This is a genomic window from Hadarchaeum sp. (SeqCode) (assembly GCF_038871235.1).
Taxonomy (GTDB): Archaea; Hadarchaeota; Hadarchaeia; order Hadarchaeales; family Hadarchaeaceae; genus Hadarchaeum.
The window spans coordinates 1-14,160 of record NZ_JAVZIN010000002.1 but is presented as its reverse complement, the minus strand read 5'-3'; the positions used below and the strand labels follow the sequence as shown (position 1 = coordinate 14,160).

At 48.0% G+C, this 14,160-nt stretch carries 18 protein-coding genes and 1 pseudogene; 13 read left to right on the top strand and 6 right to left on the bottom strand.

What is annotated here, in order from left to right; genetic code table 11:
- The first annotated feature begins 92 nt into the window (after positions 1-92).
- The 4 genes from QXT02_RS00945 to QXT02_RS00930 are packed head-to-tail and all read left to right on the top strand — an operon-like array spanning position 93 to position 2,727.
- Positions 93-1,079 (top strand): bifunctional N(6)-L-threonylcarbamoyladenine synthase/serine/threonine protein kinase, encoded by a 987-nt coding sequence (locus tag QXT02_RS00945; RefSeq protein ID WP_342811448.1) that lies wholly within the window; start codon positions 93-95, stop codon positions 1,077-1,079.
- Positions 1,080-1,745 (top strand): Kae1-associated kinase Bud32, encoded by a 666-nt coding sequence (locus tag QXT02_RS00940; protein ID WP_342811447.1) that lies wholly within the window; start codon positions 1,080-1,082, stop codon positions 1,743-1,745.
- Entirely contained in the window at positions 1,736-2,299 is a 564-nt protein-coding gene (locus tag QXT02_RS00935) for an XTP/dITP diphosphatase (protein WP_342811446.1), read from the top strand. The genes QXT02_RS00940 and QXT02_RS00935 overlap by 10 nt, the downstream gene beginning before the upstream one ends.
- 5 nt (positions 2,300-2,304) lie before the next feature.
- Complete coding sequence (locus QXT02_RS00930; protein ID WP_342811445.1) at positions 2,305-2,727, top strand: 30S ribosomal protein S15; 423 nt, start codon at positions 2,305-2,307, stop codon at positions 2,725-2,727.
- Between the two features lie 51 nt (positions 2,728-2,778).
- On the opposite strand, the gene QXT02_RS00925 is transcribed toward QXT02_RS00930, so the two are convergent.
- Both QXT02_RS00925 and QXT02_RS00920 read right to left on the bottom strand, forming a co-directional pair.
- Positions 2,779-3,252, bottom strand: coding sequence for an Lrp/AsnC family transcriptional regulator (locus QXT02_RS00925; RefSeq protein ID WP_342811444.1), 474 nt, complete (start codon positions 3,250-3,252; stop codon positions 2,779-2,781).
- Between the two features lie 2 nt (positions 3,253-3,254).
- A complete protein-coding gene (locus QXT02_RS00920; protein ID WP_342811443.1) occupies positions 3,255-3,734 on the bottom strand; it encodes an Lrp/AsnC family transcriptional regulator in 480 nt (159 codons plus the stop codon).
- Between the two features lie 227 nt (positions 3,735-3,961).
- Between QXT02_RS00920 and QXT02_RS00915 the strand changes: the two genes are divergently transcribed.
- Complete coding sequence (locus QXT02_RS00915) at positions 3,962-4,255, top strand: hypothetical protein (protein ID WP_342811442.1); 294 nt, start codon at positions 3,962-3,964, stop codon at positions 4,253-4,255.
- A 187-nt stretch (positions 4,256-4,442) separates the two neighbouring features.
- Here the strand turns inward: QXT02_RS00915 and QXT02_RS00910 are convergent, their stop codons facing one another.
- Positions 4,443-4,823, bottom strand: a complete 381-nt coding sequence (locus tag QXT02_RS00910) for a DUF2703 domain-containing protein (protein ID WP_342811441.1) — start codon at positions 4,821-4,823, stop codon at positions 4,443-4,445.
- 86 nt (positions 4,824-4,909) lie between these two features.
- Between QXT02_RS00910 and QXT02_RS00905 the strand changes: the two genes are divergently transcribed.
- The 7 genes from QXT02_RS00905 to glmM all read left to right on the top strand — a co-directional run bounded on the left by QXT02_RS00905 (position 4,910) and on the right by glmM (position 12,010).
- On the top strand, positions 4,910-6,319 hold the full coding sequence (locus tag QXT02_RS00905) for a DHH family phosphoesterase (protein WP_342811440.1): 1,410 nt from the start codon (positions 4,910-4,912) through the stop codon (positions 6,317-6,319).
- The gene (locus QXT02_RS00900) at positions 6,316-7,671 is read left to right on the top strand and encodes a DHH family phosphoesterase (RefSeq protein WP_342811439.1); all 1,356 of its coding nucleotides are present in this window, start codon (positions 6,316-6,318) and stop codon (positions 7,669-7,671) included. The genes QXT02_RS00905 and QXT02_RS00900 overlap by 4 nt, the downstream gene beginning before the upstream one ends.
- A complete protein-coding gene (locus QXT02_RS00895; RefSeq protein ID WP_342811438.1) occupies positions 7,668-7,901 on the top strand; it encodes a KEOPS complex subunit Pcc1 in 234 nt (77 codons plus the stop codon). Before QXT02_RS00900 ends, QXT02_RS00895 begins: the two co-directional genes overlap by 4 nt.
- Positions 7,902-8,009: 108 nt before the next feature.
- Positions 8,010-8,459 carry a flavodoxin family protein gene (locus QXT02_RS00890; protein WP_342811587.1) on the top strand — a complete coding sequence of 150 codons (450 nt, stop codon included), beginning with the start codon at positions 8,010-8,012 and terminating at the stop codon, positions 8,457-8,459.
- 63 nt (positions 8,460-8,522) lie between these two features.
- Positions 8,523-10,028: a serine--tRNA ligase gene (gene serS, locus QXT02_RS00885; protein WP_342811437.1), complete on the top strand. Its 1,506-nt coding sequence runs from the start codon at positions 8,523-8,525 to the stop codon at positions 10,026-10,028.
- Positions 10,028-10,636 carry a 30S ribosomal protein S3ae gene (locus QXT02_RS00880; RefSeq protein ID WP_342811436.1) on the top strand — a complete coding sequence of 203 codons (609 nt, stop codon included), beginning with the start codon at positions 10,028-10,030 and terminating at the stop codon, positions 10,634-10,636. The genes serS and QXT02_RS00880 overlap by 1 nt, the downstream gene beginning before the upstream one ends.
- Positions 10,637-10,660: 24 nt before the next feature.
- Positions 10,661-12,010 carry a phosphoglucosamine mutase gene (gene glmM / locus QXT02_RS00875; RefSeq protein ID WP_342811435.1) on the top strand — a complete coding sequence of 450 codons (1,350 nt, stop codon included), beginning with the start codon at positions 10,661-10,663 and terminating at the stop codon, positions 12,008-12,010.
- 1 nt (position 12,011) lies between these two features.
- Here the strand turns inward: glmM and QXT02_RS00870 are convergent.
- From QXT02_RS00870 to QXT02_RS00860, 3 genes and pseudogenes are all read right to left on the bottom strand, one after another.
- Positions 12,012-12,742: pseudogene (locus QXT02_RS00870) on the bottom strand (TatD family hydrolase).
- A 57-nt stretch (positions 12,743-12,799) separates the two neighbouring features.
- Positions 12,800-13,498: a hypothetical protein gene (locus QXT02_RS00865; RefSeq protein ID WP_342811434.1), complete on the bottom strand. Its 699-nt coding sequence runs from the start codon at positions 13,496-13,498 to the stop codon at positions 12,800-12,802.
- A 117-nt stretch (positions 13,499-13,615) separates the two neighbouring features.
- Positions 13,616-13,939, bottom strand: a complete 324-nt coding sequence (locus QXT02_RS00860; RefSeq protein WP_342811433.1) for a hypothetical protein — start codon at positions 13,937-13,939, stop codon at positions 13,616-13,618.
- A 123-nt stretch (positions 13,940-14,062) separates the two neighbouring features.
- Here QXT02_RS00860 and QXT02_RS00855 point away from each other — a divergent pair.
- Positions 14,063-14,160 (top strand): sugar phosphate nucleotidyltransferase (locus QXT02_RS00855; RefSeq protein WP_342811586.1); only part of this gene is annotated, 98 nt, incomplete at its 3' end.

Genomic DNA, 14,160 nt, shown 5'->3' with positions numbered 1-14,160 from the left:
ACTGAAAACAATCAATGAATTTTATCTAAATCGACCATGGCAACAACCCGTATATTTTTCACCAATTATAAGATTGAAATTGAGGCAACTGCATGATTTGCTTAGGGATAGAGGGAACGGCTCACACATTTGGCATGGGCATCGTAGATTCCGCTGGGAGAGTGCTGGCTAATCCCACTAAGACTTATTTTCCCGAGAAGGGTGGCATCCACCCTCGCGAGGCAGCTCAGTTCCATGCCGCGAATGCTAAATTAGTTCTGGAAGAGGCGCTCAGGGCTGCTAGGATTGAAATTGAGGACATCGATCTCGTGGCCTTTTCTCAAGGCCCGGGTCTTGGTCCAGTTCTACGAACCACCGCTACTGCGGCCAGAGCGCTGGCCGTTTGGCTTGGCGTCCCTATTGTGGGGGTCAATCATTGTATAGCCCACATCGAAATTGGGCGTTTGACTGAGGCTGCTAAAGATCCGGTGACCCTATACGTGAGCGGCGGGAACACTCAAGTGATTGCTTTCGATGCCGGCCGTTATCGCGTTTTCGGTGAGACAATTGATATACCTGTCGGCAATTGTTTGGATGTCTTCGCTCGCGAGGTCGGAAGACCACACCCTGGTGGTCCAATTGTTGAAAAACTAGCGAAAGCAGGTAAGAATTATCTTCCACTCCCATATGTGGTTAAAGGCATGGATCTTTCGTTTTCTGGACTTTTGACCGAGGCCATCCGTAAACATCGTGAAGGTGCCAACATAAATGATCTTTGCTACAGCCTTCAGGAAACCGCTTTTGCGGCACTGGTCGAGGTGACCGAACGGGCACTCGCGCACACAGAAAAGAAGGAACTGTTGCTCACAGGTGGGGTCGCCGCGAACGGCAGACTGAGGGAAATGCTGAAGCTGATGGCGCGGGAGCAGCGAGCCAAGTTTTACGTTCCCCCGAGGGAGCTTTGCGGAGACCAAGGCGCGATGATTGCTTGGAATGGCATTCTGGCCTATAAGTCAGGCTTCAGGCAGAGCATTAAGGATACCAAGGTCAAGCAGAGATGGCGGACAGATGAGGTCGAGGTCACTTGGAGGCGGAGCTGAATGCTGATTAAGAAAGGAGCTGAGGCCAATCTTTACTTGGAGTCGTTCACGAAGGTCCTCCATCAGGCCGGCAAAGGCAAAGTCGTGATGAAGACCAGAATTCCCAAACGCTATCGAATCAGTGAGCTGGACATTCGACTTCGTGAATCGAGAACAGCTCAGGAAGCCAAGCTACTTTCTGATGCTAAGCGCGCGGGTGTATTGGCACCGATCGTTTATGAGGTAGATAGGAGAAATATGAGGATCGTTATGGAATTTATTGAGGGCAAACAGGTAAAGTTGGTCCTAGATAAGCTCAGATCTGCAAAAAGAAGGGAGCTGTGTCGCATGATAGGCAGACAGATCGCGAGACTTCACCGGGCGGGGATAATCCATGGAGATCTCACCACTTCCAACATGATCATCAGACCCGATGGCAGGGTCTATTTTGTCGATTTCGGTCTGGGAGGATATGATTCATCAATCGAGGAGAGGGGCGTTGACTTGCACCTCCTGAAACGCGCGCTTCAGAGTACTCACTTTAGAATAGCAGACCAAGCTTATGCAGAGGTTCTCTCGGGCTATCGAGAGGAGTTTGGGGAAGGGGCAGAGGAGATAATCGAAAGAGCTAAAGATATTGAGAGCCGGGGACGATATGTGTCCAAGGAGGAGAGGGCATGGCGCTAATCTTCGTGACCAGTAATCAACATAAGTTCAGTGAGGTTAATGAGCTGGCGAGGAGACGAGGTGTTGAGATTGTACACTACAAATGGCGTTATACAGAAATTCAATCGGATGACCTTGAAGAGATAGCCCGTGCAAGCGTCATGGAGGTCTGCACCAAACTGGGAAAACCCTGTTTTGTGGAGGACGCCGGACTGTTTGTAAATGCCCTCAACGGCTTTCCAGGCCCATATTCCAACTATGTCTTTCGCACCATCGGTAATCCCGGAATCATCAAGCTAATGGCTGGCTTTAACGATCGTAGCGCCGAATTCAGGTCGGCAGTAGCGTATTGCGAGCCCGGGAAGGAACCAATGGTGTTTGTAGGTAGGGTTAAAGGGAAGATGGCTGAGAAGGCGAGGGGGACCGGTGGCTTTGGCTTCGACCCCATCTTCGTGCCGTGTGAAGGTAATGGCAGGACATTTGCCGAGATGACCGTTTCGGAGAAGAACCTCTTTTCCCACCGCGCGAGGGCAGTCGATAAGTTTTTGAATTGGTTCATAGAAGTGAAAGGGTGAGAAAAATGGCCGCGAGAAAGGCAGGGTTGAGTTTGGGCAGAGGGGCGGTGCTTTCTGCCGGTGAAGTGGAAGAGCTAGTAGTTAAGCTGGGCAAGGAAGGAGTTCCGTTGAGCAAGATCGGCTTGATCCTGCGTGACCAGCATGCGGTGCCAGATATCAAAAAAATCACCGGGAAGAGCGTAAAGGAAATATTAGAGGCCAATGGGATTAAATCGGAGCTCCCGGAAGATCTGGTTAACGTCATCCGGAATGCGGTGAGGATAGCCACCCACCTCGGCCGGAACCCGAAGGATTTCAGGACTAAAAGGTCCTTGGAGAGAGTGGAAGCGAGGGTTAACAAGCTGGCAACCTACTACAAGCGCAAGGGAATTCTGCCCGCGGACTGGAGATACGACAGAGAGAGGGCGGCGCTACTGGTGCGCGGCTGAAACGTTTTAAAAGATCAGCCAAATCCGGTGTTTTGAATTTAGTTTCCTATCTCAAACTATGAAGTATTTGGCGCAAATTTCCATTTTTTCGACCCAGAATGAAATCTGTAGATTTTCGACACCAGGTATTTTTGTGATTTCGTTTTTTAAGTTAATTAAGTCCTCAAAATCTCTAGCGACACCAATAGCTAGCAGGTCGTGATCGCCAAATGTTTTGGTGGCAATTATTATATTTCGCATTTTGATTATTTTTTCCAATATCAGTTGAGAGTCCACAGGGATGGTATCTTTCGCGAAGATGTGGGATGGGGCGATATCAATCGTGAAAGCAACCATTGCCCGGTATCCGATTTTGTCTGGACCAATTACAACAGTTGATCCTCTTATGACACCGTTTTTTAGTAATGCCGTGTATCTGTTTATTACAGTGTCTGGAGATAACCCAAGATCTTTAGCAATTTTTCTAAAAGAGGTGCGTGCTTCATTGGTCAGTTTTTCGATTATTGCCAGATCGATTTCGTCCATACTTAACCCTTTTTTAATCCCTCAAAGTCGAAATTTTCGGGGCACAATAATATTTCATCAACCCATATGCTCGCTTCCAACTCTTTGATCTTGGGATGCCCCTTGATGTATTCTTTGATCACGTTTAGCTTGCCAATGTTTTCCAGAACCAGAATAGCAAACAAGTTGCATCTCCCTATGGTTGGAGAACAGAAGACAACTTCAGGTATTTTTCGTAAGAAATCAGCCACTTCTTTAACGTAAAGGTGAGCCACGGTTAAACCAAAGCTAGCAACGCATTCATATCCAAAGCTCTTCGGGTTCAGCAGAATTGTAGTTCCTCTTATGATGCCGGCGTGTTTCAGCTTCTTGAAGCGCTTGCTTATGGTATCTGTAGAAACACCGCATTTTTTGGCAATATCGGCAAAGTTGTAGCGAGCATCTTTTTGCAGGGTCCGTATTATCTCTATGTCTATGTCGTCAACCATGTTTTTTGACTTCATGTTATTAGCCCCATGTCAAAAAATTATGCTCTAAAAGTTTATAAATTTGATTATTTTTTGTTTTAAATCTTAAAATGTTGAGGAATTAAACATTTTTTTGCTATTTTTTTAACTTTTTAAGCTTATTTTATATTATTATCTTAAATTGTCGACTTTATATAATTATATTCGGACAAAAGATATAAATAGAATAAATCTTACTTACAATGTGTGATAAAGTGAAATTGATGGAGCTACTTCATGATACGGACGGCGCAAAGATAGAAGAAAGATTAACAAAAAAGAGATTTGCTTGTGCTCACTGTGGCAATACTTGGATCGAACCGGTTGGATTTGTCATCGCCAGTGTATCGGGAAAAGAGGATCTTTTTTTGAGGATAGGCACCGATTCGGATATTTGTGGTTCATGTGCCTTGCAGTTTAGAGAGTGTCGCCGGTGTGGATCAAGGGAGGTATATGAAATAATGTTTCAGGGCGAAAACCCACTAGAATTCGACATAAAACACATTAGTAGCACCTAAGGTCAGTTTATTTTTCTGAACGGTAGTTAAATTTGTAATTTAGAAAGGGTTTAAAGCTCCTTTTGAAACGACATCTGGGATTAGTTTTTATTTGGCAACGATTTCAATCTCATCAGATTTTTTTGACCTTAGATCAGATTGGTTTCAGTTTTCGCGATTACTCAAGGAGCAAACAGGATGAAATCATTTAAAGTGATCGTTGAATCGTTTTTAAAGCTTCTTTAATCATCCCCTTAGGTGGATAAGGATATTGTTTACCGCGGTAGAAGTATATTCTACAACCGCACATACATTCTTGTTTGACAAATTGGGTTGTGGTCTTAACTCGCTTTGCCAGTTCCTCGCAGGGCAAGCATCTATCTTTTATAGCCTCATCCTGAACGTCTTTACCATTAATTCTAACCGTAGGCGAACCCGTAAAGCGGTGTTTCCTCGCTTTTTCCTTGGTATCTATTAGAATCTCCTCAAGTTCAGCATTTACACCAAGCTCATGCAGGCTTTCTCTCACCAGTTTCTTGGTCTTTAGACACCATGGGCAATCCATCGTGTATAAGACTTGAACTTTCATAAGATCACTGAAGTCAATGTTTTCATCAATTAATAAAAGTTATTACATGCGGCGGCAAAATGAGTCCTGAAGGGCGGTGATCTGGGGTGGGAAGAGCGGAGATCAAGAGGTTTCGTAGGGCGTCGGAGGAAGTCGCAGCTTTTCTCAGACCAAGGCTGGATGGTAAGACAAGGATCAAGGTAGTTTCCCACACCGATGCCGACGGGATTGCTTCAGCAGCGATACTGGCTAGGTGTCTTTACTCCTACAATGTGCCCTTCACCGTCAAGTTGTGGAGACCACCGAGCGATGATGACATCGCTCAGCTTGGCGCGGAGAACTATGGTCTCTACATCTTTCTTGACCAAGGTAGCGGGCAGCTGGATGCAATCAACAAATATCTGCTGGCGCGGGATAAGGAGGTTATTATAATCGACCACCATCCGGGACAGCTTCTAGAGCATCCAAAACTTTCCTGTCTTAATCCCCATAATTGTGGTCTCAGTGGCTCCACTGATGTCAGCGCCAGTGGAGCTGTTTTTTCGGTCGTGGAGCAATTAGACCTTCGGTTCAGATCGCTAATCAGTCTGGCGATAGTTGGCGCTATTGGAGACAGACAGGAGATGTCGTCCGGGTTTACTGGGGTCAACGACACTCTGTTGAAGCGATCGGTGGACCTTGGGTTGGTTCGAGAGAGAGATGGTTTGAGAATGACACGACGGAGTTTGGTTCCGGCGGTCGAATGCTTGAGGACGTCTATCAGACCGTATCTTTTGGGCCTATCAGACAATCTATCATCGTGTCGTTCGCTATTGGATTCCTTGGGCATATCTCATTCCAGTTTAATCTCCGAGCTTGGTGCTGAGATGGAGAGAAGACTTGCCGACGCCATTTTTTCTAAGGTGGGTGCTCAGGCCGCCAAGGAGGAATTTCGTCAGGCACTGTGGGGGACAATTTTGACGACCGCTAATGAAGACCTAGTCGGACCTAAGGAACTGGGAGAATACGCAGCCCTCATCGACGCGTGCGGGAACATGAAGAAACCCGAGATTGGCTTTGCATTGGCGGTTGGAGATGGAAGCTACCAAATAGATGCGCTTGGCTTACTCAGCAACTATCATGAACGGATGCTCAGGGCATTGGAATGGCTGGTCGATAAGCTGGCCTCATTTAAACTTGCCGCCAATTTCCGATACATTTACGCTGGAAAAGACGTTGACTCGGCAATTCTTGGTGAAATGATTTCTCTAGCGATTGAGTCAGCCCTAATTCCAGCAGACCAACCAGTTGTCGGCATGGCCGATACGGCAGAGGGGCATGTGAAAATTTCTGCAAGGGTAGCGCCAAGCTTGATAGGAATGGGCGTGAACCTTGGACAGGCGATTGCAAGGGCAGCGACAGCGGTGGGGGGCTACGGCGGCGGTCACGATGTCTCAGCCGCGGCCCGCATCCCACGGGATCGTCTGGATGACTTCGTAAGAGAGTTAGACAGCGCAATGTCTAGAGGTGGGCTATGAACTATCGTGAACAGCTACAGTTATTGCAGGAGAGAGATTCAGGTTTTGCCAAAGCAGTCGAGCTGGTAAAGGAGCTTAGTCGACTGAGAGAGCCGAAAGTGATCAATTTTTCTCACCACGATGTAGACGGCGTTGCTTGTGCCTTCATCTTGCAGCGATTGTTCCGACGTATAGGGGCCAGGTTTACGGTAAAAATGCCCGAGCGATTCCGGCTTCTGGAGGAGGATTTTGGGTTGGTCTCGAAGGGTAAGGTTGATTTGCTGGTGATCTCTGACAAGGGTACCTTTGCCTCTTACGAAGACTTTTCTGAAAAGGCAGAAAATATTCTAATCATCGACCACCACACACCGGACGGCAATCCAAGGGGGGCAGTTGTTTTCAATCCTTCGGTGGAGCAACATGTTTCCACCTCAGCTTCATTGATGTGCCACATGCTTGCCACTCAATTGAGCCTTACGGACGAGTTCGATGATTTTGTCGCCTTGATGGGCTGTAGAGCAGATTTTACATTTGATCCTGTTGAAAGGAGATGCGCAGAATTTGTCCAGCCTTTTATTGTGCGTTTGATGAAGATGTTCCCTCAGCTGTTCAAGACTAGGCTAGGTAATCCCACAATGTATGATCTAGTGGACAGGAGGCGCACCGCTTTGATAAATCAGATTACTGAGGCGCTTCATGTGGGGACCCTAGCCCATTACTACAAAGAAATTTTGAAAGTTGCTGTTTCTGGGCAGGATCTGGTTTTAGACTTTCTTAATGATTTGGTGACAACAAAAAGACCTGCAGAATTTAGGAACCTCGATGATTTTTTGACAGTTTCGCCATCGGGTAAAATCATTTCTCGTGTTCTGGAGTTTTTTGGCTTGGACTGGGAACAACTAGAATCTCGGGTGCGAGGCCCAATTTTTCTGGGTGAATTTCGAAACATTGGAGTTTATATGGTACTTGCTCGGGAAGTTTCTCGAATGCAGTCTGTCCCGTTCCCGGCGATACTGCCTTATGTCGCATCCACACAGCTGGAACCACTCAAAAGGGCTTTCGGCCATAGAGGGACAATGATAATCGTGTTTTGCCCGAAGAAAACCGGGGTTCACATCTCCATTCGCGGAGGCGGTGGTATAATCGATTGCAGCAGAGTTTGTTCTCAGTTGGCGTATCGGTTGCGACGGCTATATCCAAGCCATGTCGGAATTGAAGGAGGAGGACATGTCGACGCGGCCGAGTGTTTTGCTGGTGAATCAGTACCCATGTATTCAGTCATGAGAGAACTTCTCTGGATGATGGCGGAGATATTTCAGCAAGGCGCCTTGTCCGGCGCTGAGCAGGATTCCTCCGCATTGGTGTTGGTATGAAAATGCAGGCCAAGGTCATTTGCGAGTACGAAAAGGACAAGATGGCGAAGGCGGTGGCTAAGGCTCTCGCACCCGATAATCTTGGGCTACCGAAAGGAATGCAGGTTTCGACGGTATCCCGTGGAAATAAGGTGGTCAGTTTGGTCAAGCTGGATGGAAAGCTAGAAACACTTTTAGCCACGCTCGACGATCTGCTTGCATGTACTCTGACCGCAGAAAGCATGCTTTAGAGAAAATTATTTTCACCACGATCAAGCTTTCTACAATTTTAGTTTTTTTAATGAATTACTCAAAAGATTATCTGAAAAATAATAATTGGGGGCGGTGCCTTGGTTAAGGTGTTAATTGCCTATGAGTCAAAATACGGCAATACCAAGCTTGTAGCAGAAAAAATTGCCGAGGGCACGAAAAAAGTGAAGGGGGTGAAACCACAGCTCGCTGAAATAAAGGAGGTGAATCTCGACGTTCTTCATGAGTATGATGTGATCTTCATAGGTTCGCCCAATCACATCGGTGGGCCGACGCGTGGAGTCAGAAAGTTTGTGGATGAGCTGGGAAGACGAGGCTTGGGGGGCAAGACGTTCGTCGCCTTTGACACATATCTCGGCGGTGATTTTGGAAAGGCGGTGAAAAAACTGGAGAGGAGAATAATTGAAAAAATTCCGGGGGCAAAAGTGCTGGCTCCCGGACTGTCGGTAAAGGTTCAGGGTATGAAGGGACCAGTTTCAGAAGAGGAGCTGACCAAGGTAGTTGAGTTTGGCCGGATGGTTGCAGCCAAGATAAAGTAGGATGGAGGCAAACCGAGGGCAAGCTTTTCATATCCGTTAGATGAGTAGGTTTTTGGCGATTGAGTGAGATTTGAACTAAAAGGCAAGCTTGTATTCAGCGGCGAACTCTCTAGGATAAAGGAGGATATCGACGCTGTTATCAAAGGTGCTGAACCTGTCCTCATTAAGGGAGCGCCAAAGGGTAAGGAGACCGAGGCGGCCAAGATAATCAGATGGCATATAGTGGGGAATGAGCTTGAGTTGGAGCTGGAGTCGGGGCGCTATGTTAGGGCGCACGATGCGCTGCTTAGACTTGCCAAGATTTTAGCAACCGAGCTGGGGAAGAAGCATAAGCTGGGTCTCAGGGGAATATTTGCCCGCGATTATAGGATTATTTTACCAATCGCGGAGGCTCCAGCAAAGGCGGTGGCTGAGATAAAGAAGTTGCCCCACGAAGTGGTGGTTGGTGACTCTTCGGTTGAAATTCACATAAAGGAGCTCACCGAAGCCGAGCTAAGGGGCAGAGTAGTTGACAGATTAGTTTCAATGGTTGAGGAGACCCTCGCTCGCGCGTCTGCAAGAGCCGCTGAGCCTATGGTCGTCAGGGAGGGCCCCAAGCGTCCACATACCTTCAAGAAAAACCCCTTTGACGTTGCCAAGAAGCTGGGGTGGATTAGGGATTTCCCTGGTCGCGGCCAGTGGATTTACGAGGAACCCTACGCAAAGCTGCTCCAAGCAATTGAAGATATCATCATCGAGGAGGTGGCCCGGCCCTTGAAGTTTGAGGAGGTGATGTTGCCCAAGCTCATACCGCTAGAGGTGATGCAGAGGATGCCGGGCTATCTGGATGGGGTCCCTGAAGGCATGTATTATGTTTCCCCACCACCGAGGGATCCGGAGGCCTTTAAGGATTTCAAACAGAAACTCAAGCTCACTAAGCGAGTCCCGGTTGAAGACCTCAAAAAGATACTGAAAGAGCCGGCCTATGTACTGGCCCCAGCGCAGTGTGAGCCTTTCTATGAAACCTTCGCCTTCAGCCATGTCAGAATGGAGGATCTTCCTGTGAAGCAGTTCGACCGAAGTGGCTGGACATACCGCTGGGAAGGCGGCGGTGTCGAGGGGCTGCTCAGGACTCAGGAGTTCCGCCGCATCGAATTCGTCTTTCTGGGTTCACCGGAGGATGTTGTTTCAATTCGTGACGCGGTAGTTGATCAAAGCATCAAAGTAGTTGACAAGCTGGAGATGGAGTGGAGACTCTTGGTAGCTACCCCGTTTTACATGAGAGAGGGAGTTATCGGCGATGGGAGCGACAGTAGCCAAGTGGCCACGTATGACGTTGAGGTTCTGTTGCCTTACAATGATAGTTGGCTCGAGATAGGCTCTTACAATGTGCATAGAAACAAGTTCGTGGAAACCTTTAAAATAAAGGAGGTCAAAGGTCGGCAGGTTTGGACAGGCTGTTGCGGCTTCGGGACGAGCCGCTGGGTGGTGGGGTTCCTCGCCCAGCATGGCTTTGATCCCTCGCGGTGGCCTGAGCCGATAAGAAGACGGGTTGGTTCACTGCCACCCGTTCCAAAGGTGGTTGAGTAATGGCAGAGGAAAAAAAGCGAGTGGTGAAAAAATCCTGGCGGGAGAAGGAGTGGTTTGAGGTAGTGGCGCCACCGATGTTTGGCAGCCAAAAAATAGGAGAGACGCTGGCTTCTGAGCCGGAGCAGCTGTTGGGCCGGGTATTTGAGACCACGCTGGGAGACCTCATCGAGGATTTCTCCAAATCTCACATCAAGCTGTATTTCCAAGTCAAGGAAGTCAGGGACAGGCAGGCAGTGACGAAGTTTATCGGGCATGAGATGGCCCGCGACTATATCCGAAGTCAGGTCAGGAGGAGAGCCGGCAAGGTTGACGATATTGCGACAGTGACCACCAAGGATGGCTACAAGCTGCGGGTCACCTCAATGGTAACTACGCTCAGGCGGGTGCAGAGCACAAAGCTTGATTTCATCCACAAAGACATGAGGAAGGTGGTTGAGACCAGGGCGGCAGAGAGAACGCTGGACCAGTTCGTTCAAGAGGCGGTGTTGGGGAAACTCTCGGCTGATATCTACAAGGAAGCCAAGAAATACTGTCCTATCCGCCGGGTGGAAGTTTACAAGAGCAAGGTCCTGAGTGAGCCCAGTTCCGCGCAGGTTAAGAGCCAGTAGGCTATTTTTAATTTGGATGGTCCCATGGGAAGGCTTTTCGGAACCTCCGGAGCGCGTGGGTTAGTGGGGAAACAAATCACTCCAAAACTAGTCATGGATCTGGGGCAGTCACTTGCTTCTCTATTGGGAAACTCAGGAACCGTGGTAGTAGGAAAGGACCCGAGGACCTCAAGCGACCTGTTCGAGAGCTGTTTGATTTCTGGTTTGCTTTCAGGGGGATGCGATGTCAAGCGCTTGGGTGTGGTGCCAACACCGGCGGTTAGCTTTGCTGTTAGAAATTTGAGGGCCAAAGCAGGCGTCATGATCACGGCTTCTCACAATCCACCGGACTACAATGGGGTTAAATTTTTCGACTCATTTGGGATGGCATATACTCCGTTGCTTGAGGGTAAAGTTGAGCGGATTTACTTTGGAAAAAAATGGCGGCAGGTATCTTGGAAGGAAATCGGTGAGGTGGAAGATTTAGATATTTTGCCCGATTATATTAGTGCTCTCGTCGGTGCAGTTCAACTTTCTCGGGGTTATAAAGTCGTGGTTGATTGCGGAAATGGGGCAGCCTCCGTCGTGGCTCCAGAGCTACTCCGAAGGGTTGGTTGCAAGGTGATTTCGATGAACTCCCAGCCAGATGGTCTTTTCCCTGGGCGGCCGCCTGAGCCCAGTGCGGAGAATTTGGTTGAGCTCTGTCGGGTAGTGAGGGCGACCGAGTCCGATTTAGGCATCGCTCATGATGGCGACGCCGACAGGGTGGTCTTCGTCAGCGAGAATGGTTCTGTGGCTTCCGGTGATGAAGTTCTGGCAATCGTGGCCTCAAGTCAAGTCACTAAAAAAGGAGATGTAGTAGTCACCACTGTTGACGCTTCCAATGTGGTTGATGAGGTTGTGTCCGATAATCGTGGCAAGGTTGTCAGAACCAAGGTAGGAGATGTCAGTGTGGCAGCTGAAATCAAACGCCGCGGGGCGATGTTCGGTGGCGAGCCCTGTGGAGCGTGGATTTTTCCGCGCTTCAGCATGGCTCCAGAAAGCTTGCTTGGCGCGTTGAAAGTTCTGGAACTTATGGACGTTTCCAGAAAAAAGATTTCTGAGTTGTTAGGTCCTCTGCCGAAGTACTACATGCTTCGGGAAAAAATCGCGTGCTCCGAGGAACAGAAGACCAAGTTGATCGCCTTGGCTTCTAAAAAGCTGGTCAAGGAATTCAGCGAGAATATCGGGGTTCTTAAAGTTGACGGTGTTCGAGTGAATCTTTTAGATGGTTGGGTGCTGGTCAGGGCATCGGGCACGGAGCCGTATGTACGCGTAACTGCTGAGGCGAGAACCCCGGGGCGTGCGGAGGAAATAATAAGTAAAACAGTAAAGCTCCTGAAGAAGATAATTTAAATTAAATTTTTATTTCAAAAATGTTAGCGACGTTTTTCGTCGTTATTTCGGCCAGCCGAGATTCATCGACCTTCTTCAGCTGTGCTACCGCTTTCAGCGTTTTGAGAACGTGACTCGGTGTGGAAGCAATGCCGCGATATTTTACCGGAGAATCGGTTTCGAGCAACAGTCTTTCGAGCGGCACTTCTTTGATCACCAGCTGGTGTGCTTCACTGAACTCAGCCGCAGGAGTTGCCGAGACGTAAAATCCCTGCGCGATGATTTCCCGCAGGACATCCAATGGGCCGCTGTACCAATGAAAAACCGCTCTTTTGGCTCCAGCTTTTTTTACCATCTCAAAAGCTTCGCGCCAGGCCCAGCGGGAGTGTATGATAACTGGTTTATCGTAGTTTCGGCTAGCTCAAGTATGCGAGCGAATGCTTTGACCTGTAGTTCTTTTGGAGTTTGATATTTGAAATCTAGTCCTACTTCACCCAAGGCAGTGCATCTTTCAATGTTTTTCTCAATGAATTGAATTGTCTCGTCGATTCTGTCCAAGTCCCAGGGGTGAAGGCCCAGAGCTGGGTACACGTAGTTAGGGTAGTGTTCAGAAATTTGTTGTACTGATATGTTTGAATATAGGTCGGAGCCAACGGCTATAATGGCCGCCACGCCCTTTTCCTTGGCGCTTTTGAGTTCTTGATCAAGATTTGGCACTTCTTCGAGATGAGCATGGCAATCGATCAGCTTCATAGGCGCACCAAATATAACCTGAATTGTTGATCGCTTATCAGGTTAGCGAATATTGGTTTATATCTTGGAAAAGAGGTTCCGGTACTTTTTCATTCGCATAATTTTTCCCTCCGGCTGGATAAGCCAAGTCATCCAGCACAGCTCTATGGGCCTGTGGCCGCAGGCGATGGCGATCTCCTCCGCTTTTTTAATAAATTCCATATCGTCGTTTACCGGTTGCTCGCCTGCGAGCACTAAGATTTCATTAATTACTCGTTTGACAATTTTGTCCGGCATTACGGTATCAACGCCACCCATCATCCTTAGGTATTGAAAGGTGATTAGTCCGACTCCTTTGATCCTGCCGATGGGATCCTCCCACCAATTTTCAAGGCTGGATTTCTTCGCCCAGGTTCGAAGGGCGGTTCTACCGTCATCAAGCTTAGATAAATAGGAGGCGATTTCTTTGGCGGCTTTCCATGATCTTTCATTTTGCCACACTTTTTTGAGTTCATTGATGTTTGCTTTAGCAAGGTCGGATAGATCTTTTATCCTTCCCGTTTTCACAAATTTCTGGTTAAATTCCTCTACCTTGGGAACCACAGCTGTGAAATAGTTCAGTCCGATTGAAGTGAAAGCCGCATCTACCACCATCAGAACCACGTTTCCCCCCCATCTTTTCGTATCGAGACATCGATCACAGAGTTTTTTCACACCAATGACTTTTCTTATGTAGCTTTCGACAATTTTCTTCAGAGGTGTCATCCAATCGTACAAAATTGAGATTCACCTTTTTTATCTCTTTACGCACCGTTATTTTTGAGTGGAATCTTAGACCGGGGTCAGAATAATGGAAGCAAAAAATGTCGCCAACATTTAATCTAAATTGTCTCATTATGCTATCGACGAGCCGCCCTTCAGCACCATTTCGCACCCACCGTTAGATTCATCGTACATGATCCAAGTTAGCCTGGGTGTTGCTAGGGACATCATCCTGAGAACAGATAACAGTTGCATTTTGTCCCTCTCGCTCTTTACTCTTGAGAACCCCCACCTAGCTCCGCTTGGCTCCAGCCGGTCCAAGATGTCTGATTTTCGCCAAAGCTTGATGCGTTCCCAGTAACTCCGGTTCTCGTTGAACTTCTCCTTTATCCTGACCAGTTGCTTTAGCTCGTCGGGAGTAACAGGCTCGAGAGTTTGGTAATGGACGAGCTTCAAATTCGCCCGCCATGCCTTTTTGGGTAAGTTGTTTATATGGGGAGAAATTGGAATTGTCCTAGCTGCTTTTTTATATCTCTCAACGTTTTATTAGCCACCACTACCACAATAATGGTGATAAAGATGAAGGCGGTAGTCTTAGCAGCGGGCCTCGGCACTAGGATGAGGCCGTTGACATTCACCAAGCCCAAGTTTCTTCTACCGGTGGCAGGAAAGCCCGC